Here is a 10,436-nt window from a genome sequence, read left to right as displayed (position 1 = left end):
TACAAAACCGGGCGCGCCGGGCGATCTCCCCAGCATCCACCCGGCCAGACGGTCACGCCCCAGTCCCAGGCGATCCAGCGGAACTACCGCCCCACGTACTCCGCCGAAAGCTCGAGTCCGACAGGCTGCTAGGGTTGCCACCCATCACCGCCTCCCACTCCGCTTGCGTCACCTCCGTCTTGCCCAGGGCGAATGGAGCGGCAATGGTCACGAGGTGCTGTGGACGCTCAGAGCTATAGCCGCTTTTTTCGTCGGACGGGCTGCCCATCATGAAGCTGCCCGCCGGGATCACCGCCATCTCGGGGCAGGTGGGGCAGCCGCGGAACCCAGTCCCCGGAGCCTTCTCTTCCGGCGACAATTGGGCCGAACCCTTGTCAGTGTTTGTCGAAGTGCCCCCTTCCTTGCAGTGAACTTCGATCTCGGCCTTGGTGTAGCCAGCCTTCGCCAACGCCACGATGTCATCAAGCGAGCAAGCGGCCTGCGCCGGGAATGCTGCAAACCACAGCACCGCGACCGAGCCAGTCAAACGTGAAAGCATCATCATTCCCCCCCCCCCCCCCCCGGCGGGTCAAGCCGACGGGTCAAGAATGCACCATCTCACTCCGGGAGCAAATATCTAAGCGGCCATCGGTTCGCCCTGGCGGCGCAGGACGTCCAAGGCCCGCTCGGCCCGCCAGAAGCCTGGGGTCTGGTGGCCGCCATGGCGCTTCAGGAATTCGATGCGGTCCTCGATTTCGCCCAGCATGTCGCGGGGGCGGTCGGGCTGGGCCTTCTCGCCGGTCAGCGCGCCGATGGTCAGGTCGAAATCAGGATGCAGTTCGCTGGGATAGCCGATCCACTGATATTCTTCCCAGCGCAACACCCCTTCCAGATACAGCTCGTGGGCGATCTCGGCGAAGCGGCGCGGCGACATGTGGCGCAGGTTGAAGCGGGGCTCGGGCTGCGGTGCCGGCGCCGGCAGGGCGATCACCGGCGGCAGCATGTCGCGGGTGGAAGACATCATCGGCTCTTGACGGACGGGACGGCCGGGCTGGTGGAATTGAATGGTCATGAGCGGCGCTCCGTGATGCGGCGGGCCAGCGGCACTTCCGCGATGGTGTCGGTCAGCAGGTTCCGCAACTCGCCGACATTGCCCAGGGTGCGCAACTGGTCCCAGGACAGCGTGCCCTCGGTGAACAATTCGCCGACCAGGGTCGCCAGCTCGCGATCGGTCGGATGGGCCGGGGCGCAAGGCGGCGGCGGCGACAGCGGGGGAACGGCGACGGGAACTTGCGCGGTTCCGGTGAAGTCACCGGCCTCTGCGCCCATCCAGTCGGGAGCGAAGTCGAATGTCATGTGCCTTCTCCTTCCTCGTTCGGTTCCCCTGGCTGGACTGAAGCAACCGCCGTGCCAATCGCCGAATCAACGCATCTCGGCCTTTCCCCTCCAAGCGGGTGGGTCGAATCTTCCCGCGGGCGGGTAATTCTTGCCGGGTGGTGGGAAAATCGTTCCCACACCATATCTGTTGTGATGGAGAGACTTGTTCGCCGCCGCAGGTGCGGTAGAGTGCGGTCTGGTATGGTGAATCGTCGGGCGTTTGCGACGCAAATGTCGGACTGGCGCGGAGGCGTGGATGGCGTGGCGTTTGATTTCTGGGTCGGTCGCCCTGGGCATGGCCCTGGCGGCGGTGGCCCAGGCCGGGCCGGCCGATCTGGCGCCGCACCGCGCCGTCTATTCCATGGGGCTGGCGTCCAGCAAGTCGGGGTCGGGCATCGCCGCCGCCTCGGGCACCATGAGCTACCAGTTCGATGATTCCTGCGATGGCTGGGTGGTGGAAAACCGCATCGCCATCAATTACGCCTATACCGAGGGCGGCCAGGTGGTCTCGACCACCGATTTCATCACCTGGGAATCCAAGGATGGGCTGCATTACAAGTTCCGCCTGCGCAACACCCGCGACGGCCAGGTGACCGAGGATATCGAGGGCACCGCCGACCTGAAGGGCAAGGGGCAAGGCGGCGTCGCCCGCTTCCTGCGGCCCGAGCCGATGACCATGGCGCTGCCCAAGGGCACGCTGTTTCCCACCGAACATACGGTGCGGCTGATCGACACCGCCTTGGCCGGCGGCCATTCCTTCTGGCGGGTGGTGTTCGACGGTTCGGGCACCGAAGGCCCCTACGAGGTCAACGCGGTGATCGGCAAGCAAAGCCAGACCATGCCGGCCAAGGCGGTCAATCCGCTGCTGGGCAGCCCGTCCTGGCCGATGCGGCTGGCCTTCTTCCCGGTCGCTACCATCGACGCCCTGCCGAATTTCGAGATGGGTCTGGCCTATCACCCCAACGGGGTCGCCCGCGAGATCGTGCAGACCTTCAAGAATTTCAGCCTGCTCGGCCGCCTGGAAAGCCTGGAATCGCTTCCGCGCCGATCCTGCTGACCCCTCACCAGCCCCAACAAGGAACACCTTCATGTCCGACCAGGAACTGGCCGCCCTTGATGCCACCATCGCCGAGCATCGGGCCAAGCGGGCGGCCGACCCCGACGCCTTGTTCCCTGAACTGGCCGACGCCCTGATGGGGCGTGCCGCCCACCTGGCCGACCACGGCGACCATGAAGGCGCCCTGGAAGCCGCCATGGAAGGGGTCGCGCATTTCCGTCTGCTCCATCAGGTCGATCCGGGTGTCTTCGCCATCCATCTGGCCTCGGCGCTGAACAACCTGTCGAACCGCCTGTCCGACCTGGGCCGCGACGACGAGGCCCGGGCCGCCGGCGACGAAGCCATCCGCCTGGCCCGGGGCGAGGTGGACAGCCAGCCCGACCAGGCGCGCTTCGTGATGATCTCGGCCCTGTTGAATCAGTCGGGCCGGGCCTGGCGGGCCGGTCAGGCGTTGCAGGCGCTGGGCGAGATGAAGGACGCCGTCGAGGTGTTCCAGGAGGGCGGCGAAGCCATGAGCCCGTTCATGGGGGTGATGGTCGATGCCCTGCACAGGAACGGCCTGGCCCTGGCCGAGGCCGGCCGCTGGGAAGAGGCGATCATGGTCCGCCGGATGGTGGCCGACCTGTTCCCCAAGGGCGAGGTGCCGCTGCCGGTCCATCACCTGCTGGGCCTGACCCTGCAGCAGGCCGCCTTCGCCAAAAGCCGCGCCGGCCAGCCCGGCGAGGCGCTGCCGCTGGTCGAGGAAGCGGCCGAGCTGGCGCGCGGCCTGGTGGATGCGGTGCCCGACCAGTACCGCCTGTACCTGGCCCAGTCGCTGGGCAACCTGGCCAGCCGCCAGCACGAGGCCGGCGCCAATGCCGAGGCGCTGGAATCGGCCATCGCGGCGGTCAACAGCTTCCAGGAAGCGGCGCAGTCGCAGCCGGGCGAGGCTTTGGCCCCGCTGGTGACCACGCTCGACACCTTCATCGCCGTGCTGATGGCCCTGGGCCATGCCGATCAGGCCGAATCCATCATCGCCCAGCGCGACCATCTGAAGGAGGTGCTGGCGGAGATCCGGGGGGGCGATCACGATTAGTCGATGGATGCCGAGGAACTCTATCAGGCCAGCCGATTCGCCGAGTTCGAACAGGCGCTAAAGATTCTGCTGGCTGATCCCGCGTTGGAGCTGACGGTCAGGACCCAGGTGGCCGCCCGACTGGGGCATTTTTATCGCCGTTGCGGCCGATGGGATATGGCCGAAGCCCTTTATCGGGCGCTTGAGCCGACCATCGATGACCGCGCCGTCTGCCGACGAATCCTGGCCGGCATTCTGCGCCGGGGAGGTCGGCCAGGGGAAAGTGCCGCCTTGCTCGAGCAGCTTCTGTCGGATTCGACAGGCACCGCCGACGCCACATTTATCGCGTACCAGGCGGCGCTGGCTAGGCTGGCCGACGGCGATCCCGCGGCCGCACACGCCCTGCTCGTCGGCTTGCGCCGGCTAAAGCCCGATCACGCCCCGGCTCACTGGCTCGCCGGCCTGTTGGAGTGCCAGGGGCGCCGCCCGGGCTGCCGGATCATCCAGGCCCTGGCCGCGCCGGCCGAGTTCGCGGCGCAGGCCGGCTCGGTCGCCTGGCAGAACTCGACCGATTGGGCTGCCCGCTGGTTCCGCTGGGCGTCCCACCCGGCCTACATGGCCCCTGAAACCGTCGAGAATTGCTCATTCGTGGTGACCCATCCCGACGGGCGACCGGTCTTGCTGGTCAGGCTGTGGGCCAGCGAAAACGGCATCGAGTCCGGTGACACGGCGATCCATTTGCTTCAGGCGCCGGGCGTGGGCTGTTCCGACAAGGTGTTGGCGGCGGCGGTGGGGCATATCCTCGATCTGTGCAAGGCGTTCGGCGGTCGTCCGCTGATCGCCGATCGAATGGCGCCTGAGCTGGGACAACTGGGCCGGGCCTGCCTGAAGCAAGGGCTGAATGCAGAGTTGCAGATAGGCCTGACCATCGATCTCGCCCGTCCGGTCGAGGAATTGTGGCAGGGTCTGCGCCCCAGCAACCACGCCCTGATCCACCGGGGCGAGACCAGCCTGGAGATGCGCTATCTCAATGGCGACCAGCCCGATTGGAGACTGTTCGAGGATTTGCGCCAATGCCATTACCGTTTCGTCCCTGTACCCGGGTCCGAGGCGTTGTTCTTCACCTTGCCGGTCTTGCGAGGCAAGATCGAAGCCGGACATGCCGAGCTGTCGGTGGCGCTTCGCGACGGTCAGGCCGTCGCCGTCGTGCTGATTGTCGATGAAGGGGCCGACAGTCATTACGCCGTGGCGCGCTATCCGCGCGACTTGGCCGATAATTCGTCGCGCTTCACCCTGTGGGACGCCATCCTGCGGGCCAAGGCCCGGGGGCAAGCCCGCTTCCATCTGGGCGAATACGCTTTCGACGCGGCCCATCAAGGCAAGCTGCGCACTGTCGCCGACTTCAAGGCCGGCTTTACCAGGGCGCGGATATGCAAGATGGCTTGGCGGGTTGGGGTGTGATGGGCTGACGCAAGCGCCGACCTTTCCCCGAAACGGACGAAGCCCCCAGGTTTCCCTGGAGGCTTCGGTGGTGGGCGGTACAAGGATCGAACTTGTGACCCCTACGATGTCAACGTAGTGCTCTACCGCTGAGCTAACCGCCCGTTGAGGGGCGCTTTCTAGCCCCTTTTGCCCCCCTTGGCAAGCCCTTCCTGAAGGGATGTTTCAGCTCTTTTTTTCGCATTCCGGTGACAGCCGAAAAAATCCGGGTTAATAGGGTTGCTTATGGACTCCAGGCCCGCAGTCACCAACGGTTTTCCGGTATTTTCCGTTCTTGCTCCGCCCGAGCAGACGGTGCCAATGGTGTTCAGCTCGCCCCATTCGGGCCGCGACTACGCGCCGGAATTCCTGGAATCGTCGCGGCTGGACCCGGCGACCTTGCGCCGCTCCGAGGATTCCTACGTCGATGAATTGTTCGCCTGCGTGGTCCGCCACGGCGCACCTTTGCTGGCCGCCAACTTTCCGCGCGCCTTCTGCGACCCCAACCGCGAGCCTTACGAACTGGACCCGCAGATGTTCGACGGCCTGCTGCCGGAATTCGCCAACATCCGCAGCCCGCGGGTAGCGGCGGGGCTGGGGACCATCGCCAAGGTGGTGGCCAGCGGCGTCGATATCTATGCCCGGCGCCTGCCGGTGGCCGAGATCGAACGGCGGGTCGCCGGCTTCTATCGCCCCTATCATCGCCAACTCGAGGAAATGCTGGAACGGACCAGCCGTCGCTTCGGTTGGGCGGTGCTGGTCGATTGCCACTCGATGCCGTCGGTGGGCGGCCCGGCCGATTTCGACACCGGCCTGTCGCGGGTCGACATCGTGCTGGGCGATTGCTTCGGCGCGGCCTGCGCCTCGCCGATCAGCCAGGCCTTCGAGGAATCCTTCACTCGGCTTGGCTATCGGGTGGTGCGCAACACGCCCTATGCCGGCGGCTTCACCACCCGCCATTACGGCCAGCCGCGCAACGGCATCCACGCCGTCCAGATCGAGATCAACCGCGCCCTTTACATGAGCGAGCGGACCCATGCCAAGCTGGCCGACTTCGCCGGTCTGGCCGACGATATCGACCGGGTGGTGGCCGATGTCGCTCAGCAATTGCGCGGAAGGGACTTCCCATGACCGCCAACCAGGGCAAGGGGGCGTTGCCGGTGCTGGTGCGCGACGCCACCGCCGCCGATATCGACCAGATCCAGACCATCTACGCCTATTACGTCGCCAAAAGCGCGGCCACCTTCGAAGAAGATGTCCCGGGGGTCGAGGAGATGGCGCGCCGGCTGGCCGCCGTGCAGCGGCGCGGCTTCCCCTATCTGGTGGCCGAGGACCGGGGCGAGATCGTCGGCTATTGCTATGCCGGGCCATGGCGCGAGCGCTCGGCCTATCGCTACACCGTCGAGGATTCGATCTATGTCGCGCCGTTCGTCCAGCGCCGCGGCGTCGGGCGCATCTTGCTGGGCGAACTGATCGACCGGTGCGCCGCCCTGGGCTATCGCCGGATGATTGCCGTCATCGGCGATTCCGCCAACCAGGGTTCGATTTCCTTGCATAGAGCCCTTGGTTTCTGCCAAGAAGGCGTGCTGCGCGGAGTGGGACTGAAATTCGGCCGTTGGGTCGATGTGGTCATCATGCACCGCATGTTGGGCGATGATTCGCAGCCATTGCCCGACGGTGGACTGGCTCCACCGTTACCCAGGGACGAGGACCCGACATGAGCAACGAGAACCAGCGGCCCAAACTTCCCGAAATGACCGCCGAGGACATGGCCTTCAACCGGCGCATCTTCTTCAGCCTGATGTTCGTCGGCCTGGTCTTGTTGGTGTCGCTGGCACTGCCGTCCTTGCGCGAAATGTTCGCCGGTTAAGCACCAAACTACCTCGGATGGGTAGGGGGGCTTAGCCCTCCTGGGCAGAACCTAACCGTCTGCACCTGACGCGCGCATCGCTTGCGTGGTGTACTCTCTCCCTCGTCAACCCGGCAACAGATCGGGACAAGAAGCGAGGGAGCGTCATCATGACCATTCATTGGATGCCCAGAAATGCCAGCCGCGACGCCGAATTGGCCGTCGCGCTGAATGCCTGCGCCGACCAATTGCTGCGTGCGTCCACGCAAGGCCAGTTGGAAGAAGCGGTGTTCGCCAATTTGCGCTTGTGGCGTTCAATCCGCGAACTGTGCCTGCGCAATCCCGCCTTCCGTGAAGCCGACGAGCTGATCGATTCCGCCGACCATGTCGCCTCGCTGCTGGCCGCCCAAGGCCAGCTCGAGCCGCATCCGCGCGACATCGCCTTCGTCGCCGGCCGCAACATGGCGCTGGCCGGCGATCTGGCCGAAGAGCAGGGAGTGGAAACCGCTCGCCTGGCCCTGATGCGCGACTGGTCGGTCGAAGGCGGGCGGACCCGCTTCGAATCCTGGCTGATCGGCCGCATTTCGACGCGCTGATCCGCGTGTTGTCGGATGAGCATTGCTCATCCGAACCAGGGCACCAATTCGTTTGCGCAAGCCGGGGCTCGGCGGGACACTGGGGCGTCGACACCCGTCCAGCCCGGAGCCGCCGCGTGGCCTATCGCCTGCCCCCGCTCAACACCCTGCGCCTGTTCGAGGCCTCGGGTCGCCACCTGTCTTTCAAGCTGGCGGCCGAGGAGCTGAACGTCACCCCCAGCGCGGTCAGCCACGGCATCCAGGTGCTCGAGGATTGGCTGGGGGTGTCGCTGTTCGCGCGCGGCCACCGTTCGCTGGCCCTGACCGTGGCCGGTCAGGCCTATCTTCCGCGCGTCCGCGAGACGCTGGAGGCCCTGGCCTCGGCGACCGAGGCGGTGCCGGGCCGGCGGCCCAGCGGCCAGCTGGCGGTCAGCGTGGCGCGGACCTTCGGGATGCGCTGGCTGATCCCCAATCTGCCGCGATTTAACCGCCTGCATCCCGAGATCCAGGTCTCGGTCGATACCGCCAACAGGCTGGTGGAATTTCCCCGTGACGGCGTCGATGTCGCCATCCGCATGGGACGCGGCGACTGGCCCGACCTGATCGCCACCCGGCTGACCCACGAATCATTGGTGCCGGTGTGCGCGCCGGCCATGGCCGCCACCATCTCCAGCGTCGCCGACCTGGCCGACAAGACCCTGCTGCATGTGGTGATCGCCAGCGAGGATTGGGCCGCCTGGGCCGAACTGGCCGGAATCCATGGGCTGGATCTTGATCGCGGCGTCCGCATGGATGCGATCCACATGGCGCTGGAGGCGGCGGCGCAGGGGTTGGGGGTGGCCATCGCCCGCCTGCCGCTGGTCCAGGCCGAACTGGACAGCGGCCGTCTGGTGCCGGTGCTGGGGCCGCCGCGACCGTGCCAGTCGGCCCACTGGCTGGTGACCAGCCGCGAATCGCTGACCCGGCCCGAGGTGGCGGCCTTTTGTTCCTGGATCAAGTCCGAACTGGTCCGTCCGGCTCAATAACCGCCATAGGCCGGCGGGCGCCGTTCGATCCAGGCATCCAGGCCTTCGCGCAGATCGTGGCTGGGGACCAGACGGGCGAATTGCTCGCCTTCGGTCGCCAGTCCTTCGGCGATGGTCTGGTTGATGCCGCGCGTCACCGCGCTGATGATGGCTGCGGCCGCCAGCGGCGAATGGCGGATGATGCGCAGCGCCAGGTGGCGGGCGCTGTCCATCAGGTCGGCATGGGGGACCACGGCGTTGACCAGTCCCAGTTCATAGGCACGCCGGGCGGAAAACGGGTCGCCGGTCAGCAACAATTCCAGCGCCCGCTTGCGCCCGGCCAGGCGGGGCAGGCGTTGGGTGCCGCCGAAGGTCGGCGGCATGCCCAGATTGATCTCGGGCTTGGCGAACACCGCGCGCTCGCTGGCCACCGCCAGGTGGACCGCCTCGGTGATCTCGCAGCCGCCGCCATAGGCCAGGCCGTTGACCGCCGCGATGATCGGCTTGGGATAGGCTTCCAGCCGGGCCGTCAGGGTCTGGCCGCGCCGCACGAAGGCCCGCATGGCGCTGTCGGCGCCCTGGCGCACGCTGGCCGAGAATTGGTGGATGTCGCCGCCGGCGGAAAAGGCCCGGTCGCCCGCCCCGGTCAGGATGATCGCCCGGATCGCCGGGTCGGTTTCCAGCCGGTCCAGGGTCTCCAGCACGGCATCGGCCAGTTCGTAGCTGATGGCGTTCAGCTTGGCCGGGCGGTTGAAGGTCAAGGTGGCGATCGAGCCGTTGAGGTCGATCAGCAGGCAATCATCCATGGCGCATCCTTTCGAACAGGTCTGCCACCATCGGGCCGCCGATTGGCCCCTGGATGCAAAGTACAAATTTTCAAGGTCGGATGAAGAAGCTTGAATTCAGAAATGCTTGTCCGGCGATGATTTGAACTCATTTGCGCTGTCCATGGTTATGGCGTGTCCTGGAGACCGTCAACAGCCGACAGGAGGGCGCCATGACCGCCATCGACAGCCGCCACGATTTCGAAGCCATCCGCCGCCTGGCGACGGAACTGCGGCGCCGGGCCATCGATCACGCCATTACCGCCACTGTCGGCCGGGTGAAGCTGTGGGCCGGCCGGCTGGTCGGCCGGGCCGAGCTGTCACGGCTGTCGGCCCGCGACCTCAAGGATATCGGCGTCACCGAGTACGAGGTGCGGATGGAATGCGCCAAGCCGTTCTGGAAGGATTAGGGGCTGTCCGGTCTAGGCTGATGCAAACTTTCTCCACGCGTCATGGCCGGGCTTGACCCAGTACTGTCCGGTTAAAGGAGGGCATATCTACCCAAGAGCCGTCATCCCCGCGCAGGCGGGGATCCATGGCGCCGGCCGCTCGGCTGTATCCCATTGAAGAAACGGCATTCCAGCGTCATGCATGGATTCCCGCCTGCGCGGGAATGACGGCTGAGCGGGGGAGACGGTTTCAGTTGTCCCGGAAACGCCGATCTCCCCGCAAATCCGCACGATGCAATGTGTTCGTCGATGGAGTGAGAATTCTAACCGGACAGCACTGGACTTGATCCGGCCATCCACGCGCATCCGTATAACGCGCTGTTTCCATTTGACTTTGTGCGGCACCGCGTGGATCGCCGGGGCAAGCCCGAGGGTGACGAGAGGAAAATCCGATTCCGCCAAACTCAGACAGACTCTTGGGGCTTTTCCGATCGCACCGGGCGCACGAGCCCGGCACGGGCCGCGCATCGCGCAGAACCTAGCGCAGGTCCTTGGGCGTGCCGAGGTGGAAGCCCTGGGCCAGCGGGATTTCCATCTCGCGCAACAGGTCCAAGGTCTCGGCATCCTCGACGAACTCGGCCAGGGTGATGATGCCGAAGCGCCTCGCCATCGAGTGGATGTGTTCGACCATCACCCGGTCGCGCTGATCGGTGACCATGTGGCGGATGAACGAGCCCTCGATCTTGACGAAATCGACGCTGATATATTTCAGCCGACATTCCCCATATGGGCGGTCCATACGCCCCTGATTGACGGCAGAATGGCAAAATTCCGGCCCAATTGGAAGGC

14 protein-coding genes and 1 tRNA gene are annotated in these 10,436 nt (G+C 65.9%); 9 read left to right on the top strand and 6 right to left on the bottom strand.

Annotation, left to right across the window (positions count from 1 at the left end):
* Window positions 1-52: 52 nt before the first annotated feature.
* The 3 genes from A6A05_RS18995 to A6A05_RS18985 all read right to left on the bottom strand — a co-directional run bounded on the left by A6A05_RS18995 (window position 53) and on the right by A6A05_RS18985 (window position 1,335).
* The gene (locus A6A05_RS18995; RefSeq protein ID WP_068504630.1) at window positions 53-544 is read right to left on the bottom strand and encodes a formylglycine-generating enzyme family protein; all 492 of its coding nucleotides are present in this window, start codon (window positions 542-544) and stop codon (window positions 53-55) included.
* Between the two features lie 72 nt (window positions 545-616).
* Window positions 617-1,051 carry a hypothetical protein gene (locus A6A05_RS18990; RefSeq protein WP_068504628.1) on the bottom strand — a complete coding sequence of 145 codons (435 nt, stop codon included), beginning with the start codon at window positions 1,049-1,051 and terminating at the stop codon, window positions 617-619.
* Window positions 1,048-1,335 (bottom strand): hypothetical protein, encoded by a 288-nt coding sequence (locus A6A05_RS18985; protein WP_156521156.1) that lies wholly within the window; start codon window positions 1,333-1,335, stop codon window positions 1,048-1,050. The genes A6A05_RS18990 and A6A05_RS18985 overlap by 4 nt, the downstream gene beginning before the upstream one ends.
* Before the next feature lie 277 nt (window positions 1,336-1,612).
* Here A6A05_RS18985 and A6A05_RS18980 point away from each other — a divergent pair, with 277 nt between their 5' ends.
* The 3 genes from A6A05_RS18980 to A6A05_RS18970 are packed head-to-tail and all read left to right on the top strand — an operon-like array spanning window position 1,613 to window position 4,928.
* Window positions 1,613-2,413, top strand: a complete 801-nt coding sequence (locus A6A05_RS18980; RefSeq protein ID WP_068504625.1) for a cell envelope integrity EipB family protein — start codon at window positions 1,613-1,615, stop codon at window positions 2,411-2,413.
* Window positions 2,414-2,444: 31 nt separating this feature from the next.
* The gene (locus A6A05_RS18975; RefSeq protein WP_068504623.1) at window positions 2,445-3,488 is read left to right on the top strand and encodes a tetratricopeptide repeat protein; all 1,044 of its coding nucleotides are present in this window, start codon (window positions 2,445-2,447) and stop codon (window positions 3,486-3,488) included.
* Window positions 3,489-3,491: 3 nt separating this feature from the next.
* The gene (locus A6A05_RS18970; RefSeq protein WP_068504621.1) at window positions 3,492-4,928 is read left to right on the top strand and encodes a hypothetical protein; all 1,437 of its coding nucleotides are present in this window, start codon (window positions 3,492-3,494) and stop codon (window positions 4,926-4,928) included.
* A 68-nt stretch (window positions 4,929-4,996) separates the two neighbouring features.
* Here the strand turns inward: A6A05_RS18970 and A6A05_RS18965 are convergent.
* Window positions 4,997-5,071 (bottom strand) — tRNA-Val (locus A6A05_RS18965).
* A gap of 121 nt (window positions 5,072-5,192) precedes the next feature.
* Here A6A05_RS18965 and A6A05_RS18960 point away from each other — a divergent pair.
* The 5 genes from A6A05_RS18960 to gcvA all read left to right on the top strand — a co-directional run bounded on the left by A6A05_RS18960 (window position 5,193) and on the right by gcvA (window position 8,395).
* The gene (locus A6A05_RS18960; RefSeq protein WP_068504619.1) at window positions 5,193-6,077 is read left to right on the top strand and encodes an N-formylglutamate amidohydrolase; all 885 of its coding nucleotides are present in this window, start codon (window positions 5,193-5,195) and stop codon (window positions 6,075-6,077) included.
* On the top strand, window positions 6,074-6,667 hold the full coding sequence (locus A6A05_RS18955) for a GNAT family N-acetyltransferase (RefSeq protein ID WP_068504617.1): 594 nt from the start codon (window positions 6,074-6,076) through the stop codon (window positions 6,665-6,667). The genes A6A05_RS18960 and A6A05_RS18955 overlap by 4 nt, the downstream gene beginning before the upstream one ends.
* On the top strand, window positions 6,664-6,816 hold the full coding sequence (locus tag A6A05_RS21100; protein WP_156521155.1) for a hypothetical protein: 153 nt from the start codon (window positions 6,664-6,666) through the stop codon (window positions 6,814-6,816). The genes A6A05_RS18955 and A6A05_RS21100 overlap by 4 nt, the downstream gene beginning before the upstream one ends.
* 149 nt (window positions 6,817-6,965) lie before the next feature.
* Window positions 6,966-7,391, top strand: a complete 426-nt coding sequence (locus A6A05_RS18950) for a hypothetical protein (RefSeq protein WP_068504615.1) — start codon at window positions 6,966-6,968, stop codon at window positions 7,389-7,391.
* A 116-nt stretch (window positions 7,392-7,507) separates the two neighbouring features.
* On the top strand, window positions 7,508-8,395 hold the full coding sequence (gene gcvA, locus A6A05_RS18945) for a transcriptional regulator GcvA (protein ID WP_068504614.1): 888 nt from the start codon (window positions 7,508-7,510) through the stop codon (window positions 8,393-8,395).
* Here gcvA and A6A05_RS18940 read toward each other — a convergent pair.
* Window positions 8,389-9,180 (bottom strand): crotonase/enoyl-CoA hydratase family protein, encoded by a 792-nt coding sequence (locus A6A05_RS18940; RefSeq protein WP_068504611.1) that lies wholly within the window; start codon window positions 9,178-9,180, stop codon window positions 8,389-8,391. The genes gcvA and A6A05_RS18940 overlap by 7 nt on opposite strands.
* A 191-nt stretch (window positions 9,181-9,371) precedes the next feature.
* Here A6A05_RS18940 and A6A05_RS18935 point away from each other — a divergent pair, with 191 nt between their 5' ends.
* Window positions 9,372-9,608: a DUF1127 domain-containing protein gene (locus A6A05_RS18935; RefSeq protein WP_068504609.1), complete on the top strand. Its 237-nt coding sequence runs from the start codon at window positions 9,372-9,374 to the stop codon at window positions 9,606-9,608.
* 517 nt (window positions 9,609-10,125) lie between these two features.
* Here A6A05_RS18935 and A6A05_RS18930 read toward each other — a convergent pair.
* The gene (locus A6A05_RS18930; RefSeq protein WP_068504607.1) at window positions 10,126-10,386 is read right to left on the bottom strand and encodes an EAL domain-containing protein; all 261 of its coding nucleotides are present in this window, start codon (window positions 10,384-10,386) and stop codon (window positions 10,126-10,128) included.
* Between the last annotated feature and the right edge of the window lie 50 nt (window positions 10,387-10,436).

Source organism: Magnetospirillum moscoviense (assembly GCF_001650635.1).
In the GTDB taxonomy this organism is placed as follows: Bacteria; Pseudomonadota; Alphaproteobacteria; order Rhodospirillales; family Magnetospirillaceae; genus Magnetospirillum; species Magnetospirillum moscoviense.
Note: the sequence above shows the minus strand (reverse complement) of the source record. Positions and strands in the feature narration are given on the sequence as shown.